Origin of the sequence: Azospirillum sp. TSO22-1 (assembly GCF_003116015.1) — a bacterium.
GTDB lineage: Bacteria > Pseudomonadota > Alphaproteobacteria > Azospirillales > Azospirillaceae > Azospirillum.
This window is the reverse complement of record NZ_LGQZ01000143.1, coordinates 1-22,608: the sequence shown is the minus strand read 5'-3', so window position 1 is coordinate 22,608 and position 22,608 is coordinate 1. Positions and strand designations below refer to the sequence as shown.

Annotated in this window: 19 protein-coding genes; 13 read left to right on the top strand and 6 right to left on the bottom strand. The window is 70.1% G+C overall.

Annotated elements, in window-relative coordinates:
- Positions 1-2: 2 nt before the first annotated feature.
- The 5 genes from TSO221_RS30060 to TSO221_RS30040 form a co-directional block, all read right to left on the bottom strand.
- Positions 3-2,171 carry a TonB-dependent hemoglobin/transferrin/lactoferrin family receptor gene (locus TSO221_RS30060; RefSeq protein ID WP_109122192.1) on the bottom strand — a complete coding sequence of 723 codons (2,169 nt, stop codon included), beginning with the start codon at positions 2,169-2,171 and terminating at the stop codon, positions 3-5.
- A gap of 83 nt (positions 2,172-2,254) precedes the next feature.
- Positions 2,255-2,443, bottom strand: coding sequence for a hemin uptake protein HemP (locus tag TSO221_RS30055; protein WP_247878332.1), 189 nt, complete (start codon positions 2,441-2,443; stop codon positions 2,255-2,257).
- Positions 2,444-2,552: 109 nt separating this feature from the next.
- A complete protein-coding gene (locus TSO221_RS30050) occupies positions 2,553-2,744 on the bottom strand; it encodes a hypothetical protein (RefSeq protein ID WP_146208944.1) in 192 nt (63 codons plus the stop codon).
- 152 nt (positions 2,745-2,896) lie between these two features.
- Entirely contained in the window at positions 2,897-4,564 is a 1,668-nt protein-coding gene (locus TSO221_RS30045; RefSeq protein WP_109122189.1) for a cation acetate symporter, read from the bottom strand.
- Positions 4,561-4,872, bottom strand: coding sequence for a DUF485 domain-containing protein (locus tag TSO221_RS30040; RefSeq protein WP_109122188.1), 312 nt, complete (start codon positions 4,870-4,872; stop codon positions 4,561-4,563). Before TSO221_RS30040 ends, TSO221_RS30045 begins: the two co-directional genes overlap by 4 nt.
- A 307-nt stretch (positions 4,873-5,179) precedes the next feature.
- Between TSO221_RS30040 and TSO221_RS30035 the strand changes: the two genes are divergently transcribed.
- The 10 genes from TSO221_RS30035 (at position 5,180) to btsR (ending at position 19,615) form a co-directional block, all read left to right on the top strand.
- Entirely contained in the window at positions 5,180-7,960 is a 2,781-nt protein-coding gene (locus TSO221_RS30035) for a cache domain-containing protein (RefSeq protein WP_109122187.1), read from the top strand.
- Positions 7,961-7,991: 31 nt separating this feature from the next.
- Positions 7,992-8,717, top strand: a complete 726-nt coding sequence (locus tag TSO221_RS30030; protein ID WP_109122186.1) for a response regulator transcription factor — start codon at positions 7,992-7,994, stop codon at positions 8,715-8,717.
- A 228-nt stretch (positions 8,718-8,945) separates the two neighbouring features.
- Positions 8,946-10,574, top strand: a complete 1,629-nt coding sequence (locus tag TSO221_RS30025) for an acyl-CoA synthetase (RefSeq protein WP_109122185.1) — start codon at positions 8,946-8,948, stop codon at positions 10,572-10,574.
- Between the two features lie 2 nt (positions 10,575-10,576).
- Positions 10,577-12,367, top strand: coding sequence for an acyl-CoA dehydrogenase (locus TSO221_RS30020; RefSeq protein ID WP_109122184.1), 1,791 nt, complete (start codon positions 10,577-10,579; stop codon positions 12,365-12,367).
- 153 nt (positions 12,368-12,520) lie between these two features.
- Positions 12,521-14,161, top strand: coding sequence for an electron transfer flavoprotein-ubiquinone oxidoreductase (locus tag TSO221_RS30015; RefSeq protein WP_109122183.1), 1,641 nt, complete (start codon positions 12,521-12,523; stop codon positions 14,159-14,161).
- An 86-nt stretch (positions 14,162-14,247) separates the two neighbouring features.
- The gene (gene otnK / locus TSO221_RS30010; RefSeq protein ID WP_109122182.1) at positions 14,248-15,525 is read left to right on the top strand and encodes a 3-oxo-tetronate kinase; all 1,278 of its coding nucleotides are present in this window, start codon (positions 14,248-14,250) and stop codon (positions 15,523-15,525) included.
- 21 nt (positions 15,526-15,546) lie between these two features.
- Entirely contained in the window at positions 15,547-16,527 is a 981-nt protein-coding gene (gene denD, locus TSO221_RS30005) for a D-erythronate dehydrogenase (RefSeq protein ID WP_109122181.1), read from the top strand.
- A 56-nt stretch (positions 16,528-16,583) separates the two neighbouring features.
- Positions 16,584-17,060 (top strand): GFA family protein, encoded by a 477-nt coding sequence (locus TSO221_RS30000; protein WP_109122180.1) that lies wholly within the window; start codon positions 16,584-16,586, stop codon positions 17,058-17,060.
- 144 nt (positions 17,061-17,204) lie between these two features.
- Positions 17,205-18,899 carry a sensor histidine kinase gene (locus TSO221_RS29995; RefSeq protein ID WP_109122179.1) on the top strand — a complete coding sequence of 565 codons (1,695 nt, stop codon included), beginning with the start codon at positions 17,205-17,207 and terminating at the stop codon, positions 18,897-18,899.
- A complete protein-coding gene (gene btsR / locus TSO221_RS29990) occupies positions 18,896-19,615 on the top strand; it encodes a two-component system response regulator BtsR (RefSeq protein ID WP_109122178.1) in 720 nt (239 codons plus the stop codon). Before TSO221_RS29995 ends, btsR begins: the two co-directional genes overlap by 4 nt.
- Positions 19,616-19,747: 132 nt before the next feature.
- Here btsR and TSO221_RS35190 read toward each other — a convergent pair whose 3' ends face one another.
- A complete protein-coding gene (locus tag TSO221_RS35190; RefSeq protein ID WP_199229685.1) occupies positions 19,748-19,930 on the bottom strand; it encodes a CstA-like transporter-associated (seleno)protein in 183 nt (60 codons plus the stop codon).
- A 238-nt stretch (positions 19,931-20,168) separates the two neighbouring features.
- Here TSO221_RS35190 and TSO221_RS29980 point away from each other — a divergent pair, with 238 nt between their 5' ends.
- The 3 genes from TSO221_RS29980 to TSO221_RS29970 all read left to right on the top strand — a co-directional run.
- On the top strand, positions 20,169-20,405 hold the full coding sequence (locus tag TSO221_RS29980; protein WP_109122176.1) for a hypothetical protein: 237 nt from the start codon (positions 20,169-20,171) through the stop codon (positions 20,403-20,405).
- 110 nt (positions 20,406-20,515) lie between these two features.
- Positions 20,516-22,324 carry a carbon starvation protein A gene (locus TSO221_RS29975; RefSeq protein ID WP_109122175.1) on the top strand — a complete coding sequence of 603 codons (1,809 nt, stop codon included), beginning with the start codon at positions 20,516-20,518 and terminating at the stop codon, positions 22,322-22,324.
- Positions 22,325-22,392: 68 nt separating this feature from the next.
- Positions 22,393-22,608 (top strand): hypothetical protein (locus TSO221_RS29970; protein WP_199229684.1); only part of this gene is annotated, 216 nt, incomplete at its 3' end.

Genomic DNA, 22,608 nt, shown 5'->3' with positions numbered 1-22,608 from the left:
GGTCACCAGCGCAGTGTGGCGTTGACGCCGACGATGCGGCCGGGCCGGGCGAAGCGGTCGAGGTCGGTCCGGTTCGCGGCGACGCCGGTCACGTCGCGGTAGCCGAAGTACTTGCGGTCGAAGATGTTGAAGACGCCGGCGTTGACGGTCAGCGTCGGGTCGTACTCGTAGGACACGGTGGCGTCGGCGACGACGTAGCTGGGCGTCTGGAAGTAGGTCGGCGAGCTGACGCGCTCGTGCTTGGCGGCGCCGCGGCCGATCAACTCCGCCCCGAAGCCCGAGGCGTGGTCGTAGCGCACGCCGAGCACGCCGGTGAGCGGCGCCACGCTGTCCACCGGCAGGCCGGTGTTGGTGTCCTTGCCGCGGGCGTAGGCGGCGGTGCCGAACACCGCCCATTCGGGGTTCAGGCGCCATTCGCCGCGCGCCTCCAGGCCCCAGATCTCGACCTGCGGCAGGTTGCGGTACTGGTACTGCGTGATGCCGTTGCGGGTGCCGATCACCTGGCTGTCGATGAAGTCGTCGTACAGGTTGTAGAAGGCGTTGACCCCGAAGTTGCTGCCCCCGGCGAAGCGGCCGCGCAGGCCGGTCTCGAAGCCGTGGCTGGTCTCCGCCTTCAGGTCGGGGTTGGGCAGCATCTCGTACCGCTGCGGCCCGTTGACGTAGCCGTTGTTGGCGCTGTCGAACGGCGGGCTGCGGAAGCCGCGGGCGTACAGGCCGTAGAGCTTGTACTGCTCGGTCAGCGCGTAGGTGACGCCGAGCTTGGGCGACACCGCGAAGTCCGACACCTCCTGCACCGGGCGGTTCAGCGAGTTGCTGGTGCGGAACGCGGCGTCCGGGTGCGGGGTCATCTTGTAGTAGTCGACGCGCACGGCCGGCGTGAAGGTGAAGCGCTCGTACGCCACCTCGTCCTGCACGTAGGCGCCGGCCTGGATGGTCGTGGTGTCCGGGTAGTTCTTGTTCGGGAACACCTCCGCCGGCACGCCGGGGCCGCCGGAGAAGCTGCGCGTCACGGCGCCGGTGGCGAGGTTGGTCTCGTAGCGGTCGCGCGGGCGGCTGGTCTCGGCGCGGTCGAGGCTGGCGCCGTAGGTGAAGGTGTTCTTCAGCCCGAACAGCGTCGCCTCGCTGGTCGCCTGCACATCACCGCCGACGATGGACTGGCGGAAGTCCAGGTTGGTCATGCGGCGGGACAGCGTGGTGCCGCTGCGGCGCAGCTGCTCGGTGTCCTCGTCGCGGGTGACGCGGGTGGTGTAGAGCCGCCACTCCAGCCGGTCGATGAAGCCGATGGGCGCGGTGTGGACGTGATCGACGCTGAGGCGCAGGCGCTTGGTGTTGTCGTCGCCCAGGCTGCTCAGCACGGTGGCGGTGCGCTCGCTCTGCAGGTCGGTCTCGGTGCGGCGCTGGAAGGACTCCACGGTGAAGCGCAGCTTGTCGGACTCAGTCGGCCGCACCACCAGCTTGGCCAGCACGTTGTTGGAGCCGAAGTCCTGCGGGTTCGGCGCGACGCTGCCGTTCGGCTTGACCTCGTGGCCGTCGCGGCGGGTGTAGGCGACCATCACGTCGGCCCAGGCGGCGCGGGCGGCGGCGACCATCGTCTTGGACAGGCTGTTGTCGGCGGAGTCGTAGCCGCCCTTGACCAGCGCCGCCCAATCCTTGCCGACGCGGGCCAGATAGTCCTCCGGGTCCTTGGTGACGTAGGCGACGACGCCGCCGATGGCGTCGCTGCCGTACAGCGCCGAGGCCGGGCCGCGCACGATCTCCACCCGCTTCAGCGTCTCCGGATCGACGAAGTCGCGGGTGTAGGTGCCGGGGCCGACGTTGGATTCCGGGAAATCCGGAACGCGCACGCCGTCGATCTGCACCCGCACCCGGTTCTCGCCGATGCCGCGGATCGTGTAGTTGGTGGCCCCCGCCCGCGCCGGCTGGTTGCCGACGTCGATGCCCGGCTCGTAGCGGGTGATGTCGCGCAGGCTGCCCTGGTTGCGGCGCTCCAGCTCCTCCCCGCCGATCACCGTGACGGTCTGCGGCGTGTCGTAGACGGACTTTTCCGAACGGGTGGCGGTGACCGACACCGGCCCGACCTGGACCGCGTCATCCGCGGCCAGGGCGGGGGATGCAAGCAGAAGGACGAACGGCAAGGGCGCCAGATACGGCAGCGAGCGCGAAGCGAGCATGGGTCAGGTCCATGGATGGGCGTTGGACGATGGCCTGGCTGGCTCGCGCGCAAGGCGCTGGCTGGCTGGGGCGGAGGGAGGCGTTACTTGATCAGAAGCAGCTTGTTGGCCCGCGTGATGCGCAGGCGGTAGTTCTGGCCCGCATGGCGGATGACGATCTCGGTGGCGCCGCGCAGCAGGTCGGCGGCCTCGACCACCTCCACCGCGCCCGGCCCCGCGTGGGCGTCCCCGCCGGGGCGCTGCGCCCCTGGGTCGGCGTTGTCCGTCGTCACCGCTGTGGTCCCCCTTTCGTATAGTGCGCAACTGATAATCATTCTCATCTACCCGGCGCGGCGACGCTTGTCAATAACCCTTCGAAGGGTGGTTGATTGGGAACCTGAACTACCGGTGCGCCGGGAAATAGACGTGCAGGGAGACGACGAAGATGGCGACCAGGATGCCGAGCAGCGCGAAGGCGGCGACGTAGCTGTACGCCGGGGCGCGGGTCCGGGTGCAGAAGGGCGCGCCTTCCGACGTGCACCCCTGGCAGGAGTACCCCGCCAGCCGCAGCGGGCATGTTTCGTTGGTGGTCACGTCACCCAACAAACACCGAAGGACCAGTTGCGCAACGCTCCACTCATACCGCAGAACGCCGCCGGCCGCGATGCGGCCGCGAGACGCATTGAATGCAAAGAAAAGGCCGGAGGCGTCGCCGCCCCCGGCCCTTCCTGAACAGTACCTTCGGATCAGTGCGCCGACGCGGCGGCGGCGCCGATGCCGGTCTGCGAGCGGACGTACTGGTCCTCGTAGGCGGCGATCTCCGCCTTGGCGCGGGCACTGCTGTCCAGCTTGGAGACCACGATGGTCACCAGGAAGGCCAGCGACATGGAGAACAGCGCCGGGTGCTCGTACGGGAAGATCGGCTGCGCGTAGCCGATCACCGCGACCCACACCGTCTTCGACAGGATGACCAGCGTCACCGCCGAGATCAGGCCGGCCAGGCCGCCCCACAGCGCGCCGCGGGTGGTCAGGCCCTTCCAGTACATGGACAGGATCAGCACCGGGAAGTTGGCCGAGGCCGCGATGCCGAAGGTCAGGCCGACCAGGAAGGCGACGTTCTGCTTCTCGAACAGGATGCCCAGCACCACGCCGATGACGCCGAGCGCCAGCGAGGAGGCCTTGGACACGCGGATCTCCTGCGCCTCGGACGCCTTGCCCTTCATGATGACGCGGGCGTAGAGGTCGTGGGCGATGGAGGACGCGCCGGCCAGCGCCAGGCCGGCCACCACCGCCAGGATGGTGGCGAAGGCCACCGCCGACATGAAGCCGAGCAGCAGGTCGCCGCCCATCGCCTGGGCCAGGTGCATGATCGGCATGTTGTTGCCGCCGATCAGCTTGCCGCCGACCACACCGCCCTCGAAGAACTTCGGGTCGGTGCCGACGATGGAGATCGCGGCCATGCCGAGGATGGCGACCACCAGGAAGAAGGCACCGATCAGGCCCGACGCCACGAACACGCTCTTGCGCGCCTCCTTGGCGTTCGGGACGGTGAAGAAGCGCATCATGATGTGCGGCAGCGCCGAGGTGCCGAACACCAGGCCCAGCGACATCGACACCGTCGACACCGGGTCGGCCAGCAGCGCGCCGGGGCCCATGATCTTCACGCCGGCCTTGTGCGCGGCCGTCGCCTTGGCGGCGATGGTCTCCAGGCTGAAACCGAACTGCACCAGCACCAGCAAGAGCAGCAGCAGGCCGCCGCCCAGCATCAGGCAGGCCTTGATGATCTGCACCCAGGTGGTGGCGATCATGCCGCCGAAGGTGACGTAGATCACCATCAGCACGCCCACCAGCACCACGGCGATCGCGTAGTCCAGGCCGAACAGCAGCTTGATGAGCTGGCCGGCGCCGACCATCTGCACCACCAGATAGCAGCACACCACGGTCAGCGAGCCCATCGCCGCGAAGGTGCGCACCTTGGATTGATCAAGGCGGTAGGAGGCGATGTCGGCGAAGGTGAAGCGGCCCAGGTTGCGCAGGCGCTCCGCCATCAGGAACAGGATGATCGGCCAGCCGACGAAGAAGCTGACGATGTAGGCCACGCCGTCGAAGCCGGTCAGGTACACCATGCTCGACAGGCCGAGCAGCGTCGCCGCCGACATGTAGTCGCCGGCGATGGCCAGCCCGTTCTGGAAGCCGGAGATGCCGCCGCCCGCCGTGTAGAAGTCCGACGCCGTGCGGGTGCGCTTGGCCGCCCAGTAGGTGATGGCCAGCGTCAGGCCGACGAAGGCCACGAACATGGCGATGGCGGTCGGGTTGATCGCCTGCTTGGCGGTGGCGCCCATGTCGCCGGCCGCGAGCGCCGGGCCGGCGGCCAGCAGGGCCGCGGCGAGCGCGCTGAGGAAGGCCTTGCTCATCGCTCGCTCTCCGCCACGATCTGGTTGTTGAGGTCTTCGAACTCGCCGTTGGCGAAGTACGAGTAGACGCCGGTCAGCAGCCAGGAGATGACGATGATGACGGCGGCGATCGGGAACCCGATGGAGATGGCCGACCCCTGCCCGATGGGCGTGCGCAGCGCGTCGGGCGCGAAGGCGACGGCCATCATCAGCGCGTAGTAGGACACCAGGACGATCAGCGACAGGACCAGAGCCAGCCGTCCCCGCTTCTGGACCAGCGCCTGGAACTTCGGATTCTGGCGAACCCGCTGGTAGACAGGATCGGACATGTTTCCCCCGAAACTTGGTTTTAATAGGGGATGTTCCTACCAACCCATTGTTTCCTGATTTTCCCCCAATTGTGACGAATTGTGTCGGCTGCAAAAATTTGCGGCAGATCGGGCTCAGCCCTCCCCCGCCCCCGGCGGGGGAGGGTTGGGTGGGGGCAGCGGCCTCCTGGACAAGCCGTAGCCCCCACCCTCCCACTTCGTGGGCCCCTCCCTCCCCCAGCGGGGCTGGGGGAGGGTTTGCATATCCCTTGCCGCCGCGGGGCCATCGGGTCCACAGTCCGGCCGTCCGCGTCCCGAGCCCTGCGCCATGGCCCACTCCCGCCTGTTCCTCCGCCTGTTCTCCAGCGTGCTGCTGGTGGTCGTGCTGTTCTCCTCGGCCTACTACCTGCTGTCGGTGCCGCTGGTGAAGGAGAAGGCGTACCAGATCGAACTCGACGCCAGCCGCACCATCCTCGACAACGTGCACGAGATGGTCGGGCGCATCCGCTCCAACATCGAGGAGCAGCGCACCACCATCATCGAGACCTTCAAGTCGGAGATGCGGGCCCGGGTGGCGCTGGCCGCCGGCTACATCGACTACGTCCTCGACCGCCACGAGCGCGGCGAGATCACCCGCGCCGAGGCGGAGCGCCTGATCTACGACGGCCTCAGGGCGTTCAGGACCGGCAAGGACGACTACATCTGGCTGACCAACTACGACGCCGTGCTGCTGTCGCACGCCGACCCCGACTGGATCGGCCAGAGCGCCGCGGAATTGCAGGACCAGCAGGGCCGCTACATCGTGCCGACCATCATCGAGCGGGCGCGGCGCGAGGGCGAGGGCTACCACACCTACCCCTGGAAGCGGCCCGGCAGCGAGACGGCCGCCGACCCGCGGGCGCAGAAGATGTCGTACTTCCGCGACCTGAAGCGGCACGGGCTGGTGATCGGCGCCGGCGCCTACCTCGACGACATGGACGCGGTGATCGAGCGCCGCATGGGCGAGGCCATCGAGGACCTGCGCCAGGCGCTGCGCAACATCCGCATCGCGCGCACCGGCTACGTCTACATCTTCGATTCCACGCGGCGGATGCTGATCCACCCGAACTCCAACATCGAGGGGACGGCGTTCGGCGACTTGCGCGACCCCTCCACAGGCGCCTTCATCGGCGAGGCGCTGATGCGCGCCGCGCACGAGAACCGCTACCTGCGCTACCTCTGGGACAAGCCGAGCGATCCCAACAACTACGCCTACGAGAAGATCACCTGGGTCCGCCACGAGCCCGGCCTGGACTGGTACATCGCCTCCAGCGTCTACGAGGAGGAACTGCGCAGTTCCTCGACCGAGCTGGGCAACCGGCTGTTCGCCGTCTCGCTGGTCATCATGGCGGTGGGCGGCGGCCTCGGCTATTTCGGCGCGCGGCGGCTGGTCAGCCCGCTGCGCCGGCTCGCCGACACCGCGGCGCAGGTGCGCGCCGGCAACCTCGACGCCCGCAGCGGCATCGTCCGCAACGACGAGATCGGCGATCTCGCCGCCACCTTCGACGGCATGGTGCGCCGGGTGAAGGACGACATCGCCACCCTCGACAGCCGCGTCAAGGAACGCACCGCCGCCCTGGAGAACGCCGAGGCGCGGCAGCGCCTGATCCTCGACGCCATCCCCGCCGCCATCGCCTATCTGGACGCCCACGAACGGCTGCGCTTCGTCAACCGGCGCTGGAGCGAACTGCCGCACACGCGGCGCGGCCATGTGCTCGGCCGCCGCCTGCGCGAGGCGCTGACCGCCGACGCCTACGACCACCTGTCGCCCGCGCTGAAGCGCGCCCGCACCGGCGAAACGACCGTCTTCGAATACACGGTGGATCTCGGCGGACGGCCGCTGATCACCCGCAACACGGTGCTGCCGCAGCAGGGCGCGGAGGGCGCCGTGCTCGGCTTCTTCGTGCTGACGCTGGACGTCACCGACGAGACCGAGCGCCAGCGCCACCTGGAGGAGGCCGAGCGGCTGAAGGCGGTCGGCCAGCTGGCCGGCGGGCTGGCGCACGACTTCAACAACCTGCTGACCATCATCCTCGGCAACCTCGCGGTGGCGCGCGAGCGCTTCGCCGACCTCGATGAGCTGAACGGTTACCTGGAGCCCGCCCAGCGCGCCAGCCGCCGCGGCGCCGACATCACCGCCCGCCTGCTCGCCTTCTCCCGCCGGCAGCCGCTGAAGCCGCAGCCGGTGGAGGTGTGCACGCTGATGCGCGAGACGGCGGTGCTGCTGCGCCGCTCCCTGCCCGCCTCGATCGCCCTCGCCACGCCGGGGCCGGAGGACGCCGCCTGGGCGGTCGCCGACCCGATGCAGCTGGAGAACGCGCTGGTCAACCTCGCGCTCAACGGCCGCGACGCCATGCCGGACGGCGGCACGCTGACCATCGCGGTGCGCCCCTGCGCCGACCCGGCGGCGGGCGACTTCGACGAGCCGCCGGCCGCCGGCCGCTACGTGGAGATCCAGGTGCGCGATACCGGCAACGGCTTCGCCCCCGGCGCCGCCGCCCGCGCCTTCGAGCCGTTCTTCACCACCAAGGCGTTGGGCTCCGGCCTCGGCCTGTCGATGGTCTACGGCTTCGTCAAGCAGTCCGGCGGCTACATCCGCATCGACAGCGCGCCGCGCGCCGGGACGTCCATCACCCTGCTGCTGCCCGAGGGGGAGGCGCCCATCCCCGACGACACGCCGGGTCCGGTCACGGCGGGCGCCCTGCCCTCCGGCTGCCGCGGCATGCTGGCGCTGGTGGTGGAGGACGACGACGACGTGCGCCTCGTGCTGCGCCAGCAGCTCATCGGCCTCGGGCTGTCGGTGATCGAGGCCTCCAGCGGCGAGGAGGCGATGGAACTGGCCGGGCAGATCGAGGATTTGCGCCTCGTGGTGTCGGACATCGTCATGCCCGGCGTCTCCGGCCTGACGCTGGCCCGCCATCTGCGCGCGACACGGCCGGAGGTGCAGGTGATCCTGGTCAGCGGCTTCTCGACCGAGGAGCACGGCGAGGCCGAAGGTCTGGTCATTCTCGGCAAACCGTGGGAAAAGAGCGAATTGGCGGCGGCCATCCGGCTTCCGGCCGACGCCTGATAAAAAGAAACCGGGGGAACGCGCAGGGCGCATGGCCGCGAAGAAGCTCATCTACGTCGTCGACGACGATCCCGATGTCCGCGATCTGCTGCGCACGACGCTCGGCGGCTTCGGCTATGCGGTGTCGGTCTTCGGGTCCGGCAAGGCGGGGAAGACGGCGATCCGCCGCGAGCCGCCGGACGTCGCGATCGTCGACCTCGGCCTGCCCGACATGGACGGCCTGACCCTGGTGCGCGAGCTGTGGGAGGATGTGCGCTTCGGCGTCATCGTGCTGACCGGCCGCGGCGACGTGTCCGACCGCGTGCTGGGGCTGGAGCTGGGGGCCGACGACTACATCGTGAAGCCCTTTGAACCGCGCGAGCTGGTCGCCCGCGTCAACACGGTGATCCGCCGGCGCGAGCAGCTGATGGCCGCCGGCCGCGGCACGTCCACGGCCAAGGCGCGCTTCGCCGGCTGGACCTTCGACGTCGGCGACCTGACGCTGACCTCCGACGACGGCCGCAAGGAGACGCTGACCGCGGCGGAGGCGACGCTGCTCAGCGCGCTCCTCAAGGCGCCGCGCCGCGTGCTGTCGCGCGAGCAGTTGCAGAGCGACGAGCTGGACCGCGGCGACCTGCCCTTCGAGCGCGCGGTGGACGTGCGCATCTCGCGCATCCGCAAGAAGCTCGAACCCGATCCGAAGTCGCCGAAGCTGATCCGCACGGTGTACGGGGCGGGGTACCTGTTCGCGGCGGACGTCACTTGGGTGAATGGGTAAAGAGCCCCTCTCCCCTTGAGGGAGAGGGGTTGGGGAGAGGGGTGCGCCGGCGAAGCCGGCCAAGTCACTTCCCCCTCTCCCCCTGCCCCTCTCCCTCAAGGGGAGAGGGGAGTTGGCCACTATCACAATTCGCAACAATTCGGAGAAACTTGCGCAAACCCGCGCCGCTACCCTCCGGGCCAACGATGCGACCAACGCGTCGACGCTCTGGAGTGAGGAAGCGATACCATGGGTGCTGCCAGCCCGTTCAGCCTGCATCTCGACAAGACCGCCGCCAACCACGTCGCGCTGACGCCGCTGACGTTCCTGGAGCGCGCCGCCAGCGTCTGGCCCGACCGCGTCGCCGTCGTGCATGGGCCCATCCGCCGCACGTGGGCGGAGACCTTCGTCCGCGTCCGCAAGCTGGCCTCGGCGCTCGCCAAGCGCGGCATCGGCAAGAACGACACCGTCGCCGTGCTGGCCGCCAACACGCCCGAGCTGTTCGAGGCGCACTTCGGCGTGCCGCTGGCCGGCGCCGTGCTGAACGCCATGAACACCCGCCTCGACGCCGCCGCCATCACCTTCATGCTGGAGCACAGCGAGGCGAAGATCCTCATCTGCGACCGCGAGTTCTCGAAGATCGGCAAGCCGGCGGTGGCCGCCATGAAGGCGCCGATCCCGGTCATCGACATCGACGACCCGCAGTACGCCGGCGGCGAGCTGTTCGGCGAGTGCGACTACGAGGCGCTGCTGGACACCGGTGACGCCGACTTCCCGTGGGCCATGCCGGCCGACGAGTGGGACGCGATCACGCTGAACTACACGTCCGGCACCACCGGCAACCCGAAGGGCGTCGTCTACCATCACCGCGGCGCCTACCTGAACGCGGTGTCGAACGCGCTGTCCTGGAGCATGGGCGACGGCCCGGTCTACCTGTGGACGCTGCCGATGTTCCACTGCAACGGCTGGTGCTTCCCGTGGACGCTGGCGGTGGTCGCCGGCACCTCGGTCTGCCTGCGCGCCGTCCGCCCCGACGCCGTGCTGGCCGCCATCCGCGACGAAAAGGTTTCGCACTTCTGCGGCGCGCCGATCGTGCTGAACATGATCAACAACGCGCCCGCCGAGCTGAAGGCCGGCATCGCGCACAAGGTCAAGGTGATGACCGCCGGCGCCGCCCCGCCCGCCGCGGTGATCGCCGGCATGGAGCGCATGGGCTGGGAGGTCACCCACGTCTACGGCCTGACCGAGGTGTACGGCCCGGTGACGCTGTGCGTCTGGCACGACAAGTGGGACGGCCTGGAGATTGACCAGAAGTCGGTGCTGAAGTCCCGCCAGGGCGTGCGCGGCCCGATGCTGGAGGCGGTCATGGTCGCCGACCCGACCACGCTGGAGGCGGTGCCGAAGGACGGCAGGACCATGGGCGAGGTCTTCATGCGCGGCAACAACGTCATGAAGGGCTACCTGAAGAACCGGACGGCGACCGAGGAGGCGTTCTCCGGCGGCTGGTTCCACACCGGCGATCTCGCGGTGTGGCACGCGGACGGCTACCTGGAGATCAAGGACCGCTCCAAGGACATCGTCATCTCCGGCGGCGAGAACATCTCGACCATCGAGGTCGAGGACGTGCTGTACCGCCACCCGGACGTGCTGGAAGCCGCCGTGGTCTCCCGCCCCGACCCGAAGTGGGGCGAGACGCCCTGCGCCTTCGTCACCCTGAAGGACGGCGCGACCGCCAGCGAGGCCGACATCATCGCCTTCTGCCGCGAGCACATGGCGCACTTCAAGGCGCCGCGCACGGTGGTCTTCCGCGCTTTGCCGAAGACCTCGACCGGCAAGATCCAGAAATACGTGCTGCGCCAGATCGCCAAGGAGCTCTGAGCATGACCTACACCGCCCCGCTGCGCGACATCCGCTTCACGCTGGACGAGGTCGCCAACATCGCCGCCGTGGCCGCCCTGCCCGGCTACGAGGAGGCCACCGAGGAGCTGCGCGACTCCATCCTGGAGGAGGCCGGCAAGATCGCCGGCGGCCTGCTCGCCCCGCTGAACCGCGTCGGCGACACCACGGGCTCGCGCTGGAGCGACGGCGTCGTCACCACGCCCGAGGGCTGGCGCGACGCCTGGAACACCCTGGTCGAGGGCGGCTGGAACGGCTTGCCGTTCGACACGCAGTGGGGCGGCATGGGCCTGCCCAACGTGCTGAACACCGCCGTGCAGGAGATGTGGCACGCCGCCAACATGGCCTTCGCGCTGAACCCGATGCTGACGCAGGGCGCGGTCAACGCGCTGCAGCAGTTCGCCTCGGACGAGATCAAGCAGACCTACCTGCCGCGCATGGTGTCGGGCGAGTGGACCGGCACCATGAACCTGACCGAGCCGCAGGCCGGCTCCGACCTCGCCGCCATCCGCTCGAAGGCGGAGCCGGCCGGCGACGGCAGCTACAAGGTGTTCGGGCAGAAGATCTTCATCACCTACGGCGACCACGACCTGACGGACAACATCGTCCATCTGGTGCTGGCGCGCCTGCCGGACGCACCGGCCGGGGTCAAGGGCATCTCGCTGTTCGTGGTGCCGAAGTTCCTGGTGAACGAGGACGGCTCCATCGGCGCGCGCAACGACGTGGCCTGCGTGTCGCTGGAGCACAAGCTGGGCATCCACGCCAGCCCGACCGCCGTGCTGTCCTTCGGTGACAACGGTGGTGCGCGCGGCTGGCTGGTCGGCGAGCCGCACAACGGCCTCGCCTACATGTTCGTGATGATGAACCACGCCCGGCAATCGGTCGGCCTGCAGGGCCTGTCCATCGCCGAGCGCGCCTACCAGCAGGCGCTGTCCTACGCCCGCGAGCGCGTGCAGGGCACGCCGGCCGGCTGGGCGGGTGCCGCCCGCACGCCCATCGTCAACCATCCCGACGTGCGCCGCACCCTGATGGGCATGAAGGCCCGCATCGAGGCGATGCGCGGCATCCTCTACACCGCGGCGGCCGCGCACGACGTCCGCCGCCACGCCGCCGACGGGCAAGCCCGCAGCGCCGCGGCGACGCTGGAGGAGCTGCTGACCCCCATCGCCAAGGGTTGGAGCACCGAGATGGGGCAGGACATCGCCTCGCTCGGCGTGCAGGTGCACGGCGGCATGGGCTACATCGAGGAGACCGGGGCCGCGCAGCACCTGCGCGACGCCCGCATCACCACGATCTACGAGGGCACCACGGCGATCCAGGGCAACGACCTGGTGAACCGCAAGCTGCTGCGCGACAAGGGCGCCGGCTTCACCGCCTACCTCGACGACGTGGCGAAGAACGCCGAGGCGATGGCGGGGTCCTCCGACGCCAATCTTCAGGCGCTGGGCCGCGAGTTGGGCCTCGCCGCCCGCCGCGTCGGCGAGATGGCCGCCTGGATCCTCGCCCACGCGGCGGAGCCGGCGCTGGTCGCCGCCGCGGCGGTGCCGCTGCTGAACGCCTTCGGTCTGCTGGCCGGCGGCCATTACCTGGGCATCGGCGCCCAGGCGGCGCTGCGCCGGCTGGCCGAGGGGGCTTCGGACGACGGCTTCCTGGCCGCCAAGCCGGTGACCGCGCGCTTCTTCGCCGAACACCTGCTGGGTCAGGTCGAGGGCTTCCGCGCGTCGGTGGTCGATGGTGCGGCCACGGTGATGGCGCTGGACGAAAGCCAGCTGTGATCTGAAGCCCTGGGCTTTGAGAAGTTCTGCGCCGCCGGAGTGGCTCCCCGGCGGACACCGGGCCTTCGCCCGGGCGTTCCCCCCGAGCCTGCCTCGGCGGGACGGCGCACGCCGCCGTCCCGCCCCTTCTTTCCAGACGGGGATTCCGGACACATGACGACGCGCACCGACCGGGAAGCGATGGAATACGACGTGGTCGTCGTCGGGGCCGGGCCGTCCGGCCTCGCCGCGGCCATCCGGCTGAAGCAGACCGCGCCCGACCTGTCGGTCTGCGTGCTGGAGAAGGGCTCCGAGGTCGGGGCGCACATCCTCTCGGGCGCGGTGATGGAGCCGCACGCGCTGGATGAACTCATCCCCGACTGGAGGGAGAAGGGCGCGCCGCTCGACACCCCGGCCGGCGAGGATACCTTCCTGCTCCTGACCCGCACCGGCTCGTTCCGCCTGCCAACGCCGCCGACGCTGCACAACCACGGCAACTACATCGTCAGCCTGGGCAAGGTGTGCCGCTGGCTGGCGGCGCAGGCCGAGGAGTTGGGTGTCGAGATCTTCCCCGGCTTCGCCGCGGCGGAAGTGCTGTACGACGAGGACGGCGCGGTGCGCGGCGTCGCCACCGGCGACATGGGGCTGGGCCGCGACGGCGAGCCGACCTCGCTCTACACGCCGGGCATGGAGCTGCACGCCCGCCAGACCATCTTCGCCGAGGGCTGCCGCGGCAGCCTGGCCAAGACGGTGATCGCCCGCTTCGCCCTCGACCGCGACTGCGACCCGCAGGTCTACGGCCTGGGCATCAAGGAGCTGTGGGAGATCGACCCGGCCAAGCACAAGCCCGGCAGCATCACCCACACCGTCGGCTGGCCGCTGGACACCGCCACTTACGGCGGCTCCTTCCTCTATCACCTGGGCGAGAACCTGGTGGCGGTGGGGTTCGTCGTCGGCCTCGGCTACGAGAACCCGCACCTCAGCCCCTTCGACGAGTTCCAGCGCTTCAAGACGCACCCCGCCATCCGCCCGACCTTCGAGGGCGGCCGGCGCATCGCCTATGGCGCCCGCGCCATCGCGGCGGGCGGCTGGCAGTCGCTGCCGAAGCTGAGCTTCCCCGGCGGCGTGCTGGTCGGCGACACCGCCGGCTTCCTCAACGCGCCGAAGATCAAGGGCAGCCACGCCGCCATGAAGTCCGGCATGCTGGCCGCCGACGCGGTGGCCGCCCTGCTGGCCGACGGACAAGGCGGGCGCGAGGCCGCCGGTTACGAGCCGGCCTTCAAGGCGAGCTGGCTGGCCAGGGAGCTGCACGCCGCCCGCAACATCAAGCCGGCGTTCAAGTGGGGCCTGTGGCCGGCGATGGCCTACGCGGCGCTCGACACCTACGTGCTGCGCGGCAAGGCGCCGTGGACGCTGCGCCACGCCACCGACCATGACCGCCTGAAGCCGGCCAGCGCCTGCCCGCCCATCGCCTATCCGAAGCCGGACGGCGTGGTGAGCTTCGACCGGCTGTCCTCGGTGTACCTGTCGAACACCAACCACGAGGAAAACCAGCCGGTCCACCTGCGCCTGAAGGACCCGGAGAAGGCGCTGTCGGTCAACCTGACCTTCTACGAGTCGCCGGAGACCCGCTACTGCCCGGCCGGCGTGTACGAGATCGTCCGCTCCGGCGGTGACGGGGGCGGCGAGCCGCGCCTGCAGATCAACGCGCAGAACTGCCTGCACTGCAAGACCTGCGACATCAAGGACCCGACGCAGAACATCGACTGGACCTGCCCGGAAGGCAGTGGCGGACCGAACTACGCGATGATGTGACGGCACACCGCCGAACGGGCGGTGGAGGCGCGGCACGGCCTGGGCTACCCTGTCTCCTCGAACGATAAAGGGGGGACGGGAACGCCATGACGCTGGCCTTGGGCTGCATCGCCGACGACTACACCGGGGCCTCGGACCTCGCCAACACGCTGACGCGCGCGGGGCTGCGCACCGTGCAGACCATCGGTGTGCCGGACGCGGCGCTGGATCTTCCCGAGGTGGACGCCGTCGTCGTCTCGCTGAAGAGCCGCTCGATCCCCGCCGATCAGGCGGTGGTGCTGTCGCTGGACGCACACCGCTGGTTGACGGCGCGCGGCGCGGAACGGGTGCTGTTCAAGGTGTGCTCGACCTTCGATTCCACCGACCGGGGCAACATCGGCCCGGTCACCGACGCGTTGCGCGCGGCGGCGGGCGGCGGGCTCGTCATGGTCACCCCGGCCTTCCCGGAGACCGGGCGCACCGTCTACATGGGCCACCTGTTCGTGGGAGCGGTGCCGCTGCACGAGAGCCCGCTGAAGGACCACCCCCTCAACCCCATGCGCGATTCCAATCTGGTGCGCGTGCTGGCGCGGCAGTCGCAAGCCGGCGTCGGCCTCGCCGACCGGGCGACGGTCGACCGCGGTCCCGCCACCGTCGAGGCACGCCTCGCGGAACTCGCCGCGGCGGGCATGGGCTCGGCCATCATCGACGCGGTGTCGGACGGCGATCTGGAGACGGTCGGGGCGGTGGCGGCGAACCGGCCAGTGTCGACCGGCGCCTCCGGCCTCGGCCTGGGCATCGCCCGTGCGCTGGTCGCCTCCGGCGCGGTGCGGCCGGCGGCGGGGAACGCCGGGGCGGTGCTGGACCCGGTCGGCGGGCACGCCGCCGTGGTGGCGGGCAGCTGCTCGCGCGCCACGCTGGAGCAGCTCGCCGTCGCCGAAACCAGCATGCCGGTGCTGCGGCTCGACCCCGCCCGGCTGCTGGACGGCGACGGGGAGATCGAGCGCGCGCTGGCGTTCGCCGCCGAACGGCTGCCGTCCGGCCCGGTGGTGATCGCGTCGAGCGCTACGCCCGACGCCGTGGAGGCGCTGCACGCCCGCTTCGGCCGCGAGGCGACCAGCCACCGCATCGAGCAGGCAACGGCGGAGATCGTCGCACGGCTGGTGGCGGCCGGGGTGCGGCGGCTGGTGGTGGCGGGCGGCGAGACCTCGGGCGCCGCGGTGGACCGGCTGGGCATCCCGGCCTTCCTGGTCGGCCCGGAGATCGCCCCCGGCGTGCCGGTGCTGCGCACCGCCGGATCCGGCGACGACCTGCTGATGGCGCTCAAGTCCGGCAACTTCGGCGGGCCGGACTTCTTCGCCAAGGCGCTGGGGCTGATGCGCTGAACAAAAAAGGGGGGACGCGACATGAAGGTTCTCATCACCGGCGGCGCCGGCTTCCTGGGCCGGCGGCTGGCCCGCGCGCTGCTGGAGCGCGGCACCCTCGCCGGGCCGGACGGACGGCCTCAACCCATCGACCGCCTCGTCCTGCTCGACGTGGTCGCGGCGGACGGCTTCGACGACCCGCGCGTCCAGGCGGTCACCGGCGACATCGCCGACCCGACGGTGCTGGAAGGCGTGATCGACGCCGGCACCGCGTCGGTCTTCCACCTCGCCGCCATCGTCAGCGGGCAGGCGGAGGCCGACTTCGACCTCGGCATGCGGATCAACCTCGACGCCTCGCGGAGGCTGCTGGAGGCCTGCCGCGCCGCCGGGCACCGGCCGCGCGTGGTGTTCACCAGCTCGGTCGCCGTCTACGGCGGCGCGCTGCCGGACGTGGTGCAGGACGGCACCGCGCTGAACCCGCAGTCCTCCTACGGCGTGCAGAAGGCGATCGGCGAGCTGCTGCTCGGCGACTACACCCGCAAGGGCTTCGTCGACGGCCGGGTGCTGCGCCTGCCGACCATCAGCGTGCGGCCGGGCAAGCCGAACAAGGCCGCCTCCTCCTTCGCCAGCGGCATCATCCGCGAGCCGCTGAACGGCGAGGAGGCGGTGTGCCCGGTGCCGCCGGACACCCGGCTCTGGCTGCTCTCGCCGCGCCGCGCCATCGAGTGCCTGATCCGCGGGCACGAGCTGCCGTCCGACGCGCTCGGCACCGCCCGGGCGATCAACCTGCCCGGCCTGTCGGTGCGCGCCGACGAGATGGTCGCCGCGCTGGAGCGCGTCGCCGGGCCGGAGGCCGCCGCCCGGGTGCGCTGGCAGGAGGACCCCGCCATCACCCGCATCGTCGGCAGCTGGCCCGGCGCCTGGGACGTCGCCCGCGCCCGCTCGCTCGGCCTGGAGGGCGACACCGGCTTCGACGCCGTCGTCCGCGCCTACATCGAGGACGACCTGCGCCCGGCCGGTTGACGGCGCGCGGCGGGGGCCAAGATCAGTCGCCGTGCGTCAATCAAGGGAGGCCGACGATGCGGCTTGAAGGCTCCTGCCATTGCGGCGCGGTCCGCTTCTCGGTGGAGGCGTACGCGCCGGCACCGTACCTGCGCTGCTACTGCTCGATCTGCCGCAAGACGGCGGGCGGCGGCGGGTACGCGGTCAACCTCGGCGCCAGGGCGGACACGCTGACAATCGAGGGCGCGGAACACGTCAACGTCTTCCACGCGACCATCGACGGCAAGCCGAGCCCGGGGGAGCGGCGGTTCTGTTCGCGCTGCGGGTCGGCGCTGTGGGTGTGGGACCCGCGCTGGCCCGACCTCGTCCATCCCTTCGCCAGCGCCATCGACACGCCGCTGCCGGACCCGCCGGAGCAGGTGCACATGATGCTCGGCTCGAAGGCGAACTGGGTGCGCGCCGATGACCGCCCGGGCGAGGCGCGCCACGACGAATACCCGGACGAGTCGCTGGAGGAGTGGCACGCGGCGCACGGGCTGCTGGACAAGGGCTGACGGCCCCCCGGGCGAGCCATGCCGGCACCGGCGGTCTGCCCGTGGCTTTTTTGTGCCCTTATGACCCCGGTCCTGGCGCACACTCCTCCCGGCCGGCCATTCTTATGCCAGCGGGCGCGAATGCCCGCCCTGCGAGACACCGTCATGACCGTCGAGCCGTTCGCCCTCATCGTCTCCCTGCTGCAGCAGATGTGCGTCTATCTGGTGGTCGCCTACCTGATGAGCCGGACGCCGCTGTTCATCCCGCTGACGCACGTCACCGTGCGCTGGCCGCACAAGCTGGCCTGCTACGTGATCTTCTCGGTGTTCTGCATCATGGGGACCTACTTCGGCCTGCAGATCGACGATTCCATCGCCAACACCCGCGCCATCGGCGCGGTGCTCGGCGGCATCCTCGGCGGGCCGTCGGTGGGCGTGTCGGTGGGGCTGACCGGCGGGCTGCACCGCTACTCGCTGGGCGGCATGTCGGCCACCGCCTGCGCCATCTCCACCGTGGTCGAGGGGTTGATCGGCGGGCTGGTGCACCGGCACATGGTCAAGCGCGGCAAGCTGGAGCCGCTGTTCGACCCGGTGCGCGTCGGGCTGGTGACCTTCGTTGCCGAGATCGTGCAGATGCTGATCATCCTGGCGGTGGCCCGCCCCTTCCCGGCGGCGCTGCATCTGGTGCAGGTGGTGGCGGCGCCGATGATCATCGCCAACACGCTGGGCGCCGGGCTGTTCATGCGCATCCTGCTCGACCGCCGGGCGCTGATCGAGAAGCAGTCCAGCGCCTTCTCCGCCAAGGCGCTGAAGATCGCCGCGCGGGCCGACGGCGTGCTGCGCAGCGGCTTCAACGAGGAGAACAGCCAGCGCGTCGCCCGCATCCTCTACGAGGAGACCGGCGTCGGCGCCGTGGCGATCACCGACCGCGAGAAGCTGATGGCCTTCATCGGCATCGGCGACGACCATCACCTGCCGGGCACGCCGATCACCTCGGCGCAGACGAAGCAGGCGATCGCCAACAACCAGGTGCTCTACGCCGACGGCAACGAGGTGGCCTACCAGTGCTCCATCGACCCGCGCTGCCGGCTCGGCGCGTCGCTGGTGATCCCGCTGGTCGGCGAGGACGACCGCGTCATCGGCGCCATCAAGCTGTACGAGCCGAAGACCAAGATCTTCTCCACCATCAACCGCACGCTGGGCGAAGGCATCGCCCGGCTGCTGTCCAGCCAGATCCTCGCCGGGCGGTACGAGCAGCAGAGGAGCCTGCTGGCGCAGTCGGAGATCAAGCTGCTGCACGCGCAGGTCAACCCGCACTTCCTGTTCAACACGCTGAACACCATCTCCGCCGTCATCCGCAAGGACCCGGAGAAGGCGCGCGAACTGGTGCAGAACCTCTCCACCTTCTTCCGCAAGAACCTCAAGCGGCCCAGTGAAGGCGCCTGCCTGGGCGACGAGATCGAACACGTGAACGCCTACCTGCAGATCGAGCTGGCGCGCTTTACCGGCCGCCTCGGCGTCGACATCGACGTGCCGGACGAGCTGCGCGGCGTCCGCCTGCCGGCTTTCTCGCTCCAGCCGGTGGTGGAGAACGCCATCAAGCACGGCACCTCGCAGCTCCTCGGCGAAGGGCACGTCCGCATCGCGGCGCGGCGGGACGGCGGCGACCTGCTGCTGACCGTGGAGGACAACGCCGGGCTCTACGAGCAGAAGCCGGGCGGCGACGGCCTGGGCATGGCCATCGTCGACCGCCGGATCCGCAACCGTTACGGCGACGGCTACGGCGTGACCGTCGCCTGCGAGCCGGACGTGTCGACACGCGTCACGCTGCGCCTGCCGCTGGAGACGGTCTCCGCATGATGGACATCCTCATCGTCGATGACGAGCCGCTGGCGCGCGAGGAGCTGCGCCGCCTGCTGGAGACCGCGCCCGACGTCCGCGTCATGGGCGAGTGCGCCAACGCCATCGAGGCCATCGGCGCCATCAACCGGCAGAAGCCGGACGTGGTGTTCCTCGACATCCAGATGCCCAGGGTGAGCGGGCTGGAGATGCTGAGCATGCTCGACCCCGACCGCATGCCGCACATCGTCTTCCTCACCGCCCACGACGAGTACGCCGTACAGGCCTTCGAGGAGCACGCCTTCGACTACCTGCTGAAGCCCGCCGACCCGGCGCGGCTGGAGAAGACGTTGCAGCGCCTGCGCCGCGCGCACGCGCCGCAGGACGTGCGGGTGCTGGCGGGGGCGTCGGAACTGCGCCAGATCCCGTGCAGCGGCGTCAACCGCGTCACCCTGATGAAGCTGGAGGAGGTGGAGTACATCGTCTCCCGCGCGGCCGGCGTCTACGTGGTCGGCGCCGACGGGCAGGAGCGCTTCACCGAGCTGACGCTGCACACGCTGCAGGAAAAGAGCCCGTTGTTCCGCTGCCACCGGCAGTTCCTGGTGAACGCGGAGCGCATCAAGGAGATCCGCTTCCAGGACGGCGGCCTGGCGGAGATCCTCACCACCGGCGGGCACACGGTGCCGGTCAGCCGGCGCTTCCTGGGGGCACTGAAGGAGCGGCTGGGGATCGGGTGATTTCCCCTCTCCCGCCCCGGGAGAGGGAGGGGCCCGCGCAAAGCGCGGGAGGGTGAGGGTACCGGCAAGGATCCTTGATTTTACCCTCACCCGGCGCCTTCGGCGCCACCCTCTCCCGGGACGGGAGAGGGATCATCGCCCGCAACACCCCCGCCCCAGCGTCAGCAGGATCTGCTTCCTGGTGAACGCCTGCCGGTCCAGCGGCGGCTCGTCGGGAGCCACACGCGCCTGCTCCTCCAGATAGCGTTCGTAGGAATCGTCCTTCAGGAATCGGCACAGCCCGGTCCAGGCGGTGCGGAGGGCGGAAGTCGGCATGGAAGGCCTCGCGGGTCGGTTCACTGCCATCCTACTGCCGCCCCGCGCCCCCTCCCCCGCCAACCCGGCGACCGGCACGATCGCCACCCGAGCGGTCGCCCGCCGAGCCTGAGCGGCGCCGCTCACCCCCAAATCCCAACCGCTCGCCCCCTCCATACCCCCGCTCCGGGGATCCGCCACCACCGGCCCGCCGACGCGGCGTAGCGTCCGGTCCAGACCAAACCCCGGAGCACTCCCCATGTCCAAGACCGTCACCGTCGCGGTGCCCGTCACCCTGCACGTCACCGTCCGCGTGCCCACCGGCACCGCCGTGGACGCCGAGGCGATCGCCACCTGCGCCGCCGAGCACTTCGCCCACGTCAGCCACGCCGAGATCGCCGCCTTCAACGAGGTGAACCGCGTCCACCCCGAGGCCTCCGGCGCCGTCGACGCGGTGTCCGCCACCGTCGAGCGCCCGCGCCGGGCCGCCGCTTAACCCCCCGTGGCGACCGCTCGCCACCCCATTCCGCCGTTCCCGGCATCCTGGCCCCGCCCGCCCGCCGACGGGCGTACACCGGGGCCAAGATCCCCCCAAGGAGAGCCGTCATGGATCACGCCCTTACGTTTGTGATCGCGACACTCTGCATTCTCGCACTCTGCTACCGCTTCTACGGCGTGTTCTTCGTGCGCAAGGTGCTCCGTGCCGATGATTCCGAAGTCACGCCGTCCCACCTGATGGAGGACGGCCGCAACTACGTCCCGACCAAGAAGTGGGTCAACGCCGGCCAGCACTTCGCCGCCATCGCCGCCGCCGGCCCGCTGGTCGGCCCGGTGCTCGCCGCCCAGTTCGGCTACCTGCCGGGCTTCCTGTGGCTGCTGATCGGCTGCGTCATCGGCGGCGCCGTGCACGACACCGTCGTGCTGTTCGCCTCGATGAAGCACCGCGGCCAGTCGCTCTCCGAGGTCGCCAAGGCCGAGCTCGGCCCGATCGCCGGCTGGTGCACGGGCCTCGCCATGCTGTTCATCATCACCATCACCATGGCCGGCCTGTCGATGGTCGTCGTCCACGCGCTGGAACGCAACGCCTGGGGCGCCTTCGCGGTCTTCATGACCATCCCGATCGCCATGGCGCTGGGCCTCTACGAGCGGTTCACCGGCTCGTCCAAGGGCGCCACCTACGTCGGCATCGCCGCCATCGCCGCCTCGGTCTTCGCCGGCCCGTACCTCCAGGGCACGATGCTGGGCGACTGGCTGACCCTGCACAAGGAGACCGTGGCGCTGGCGCTGCCGGTCTACGCGTTCTTCGCCACCGCGCTGCCGGTGTGGATGCTGCTCACCCCGCGCGGCTACCTGTCCAGCTTCATGAAGATCGGCGTGTTCGGCGCGCTGGTCGTCGGCGTCGTCTTCATCAACCCGGAGATCCGCTTCCCGGCGCTCACCGACTTCATCCACGGCGGCGGCCCGGTGCTCGCCGGCCCGGTGTGGCCGTTCATCTCCATCACCATCGCCTGCGGCGCCATCTCCGGCTTCCACGCCTTCATCGGCTCGGGCACCACGCCCAAGCTGATCGACAAGTGGAGCGACATCCGCACCGTGGCCTTCGGCGCCATGCTGGCGGAGTGCGTGGTCGGCGTCATGGCGCTGATCGCCGCCACCGCCCTGCACCCGGCCGACTATTTCGCCATCAACTCGGCGCCGGCGGCCTTCAAGGCGCTGGGCATGGAGGTGGTGGACCTGCCGCGCCTCAGCCAGGCCATCGGCCTCGACCTCTACGGCCGCACCGGCGGCGCGGTGACGCTGGCGGTCGGCATGACCGAGATCTTCACCCGCATCCCGTGGTTCGACCACCTCGCGTCCTACTTCTTCCAGTTCGTCATCATGTTCGAGGCGGTGTTCATCCTGACCGCCGTGGACAGCGGCACCCGCGTCGCCCGCTACCTGCTCCAGGACCTGCTGGGCGACCTGTACGCCCCGATGAAGAAGCTCGACTGGATGCCCGGCTCCATCCTCGCCAGCGTGATCGCCTGCGTGGCCTGGGGCTACCTGCTGAACTCGGGCGACATCAACTCGGTGTGGGCGCTGTTCGGGGTGTCGAACCAGCTGATGGCCTCGGTCGGCCTGATCATCGGCGCCACCATCATCCTGCGCCTGTCGGAAAAGCGGGCCTACATGCTGACCTGCCTGATCCCGCTGGCCTACCTGTTCGTCACCGTCAACGTCGCCGGCTACTGGATGATCGCCAACGTCTACCTGAACCCGGCGGCCAAGGGCTACAACCTGTTCAACGCCGGCATCTCGATTGTCATGCTGTCGCTCGGCTTCGTCATCCTGGTGTCCGCCCTGAAGAAGTGGGCGGAACTGCTGCGGATCCGTCCCGCCGCCGCGACCCCGCTGGTCGCCACCCCCGCCGAGTAACCTGACACGCCCACCGGAGATGCCGCCGCCCAGCGCGGCGGCATCCTCCCCATCGAAGGGTTAGGACCATGGACACCTTCTTGACCGAATCCATCGTCGCATCGCTGGCGCCGGCCCCGGCGCTCCACCCCTGGCGCGGCTTCGCGAAGGGCGTGTGGCAGACGGAAGTGAACGTCCGCGACTTCATCGTGCGCAACGTGAACCCCTACGAGGGCGACCGCGCCTTCCTGGCCGGCGCCACCGGCAAGACCAAGGCGCTGTGGGACACCGTCGCCGCCCTGCTC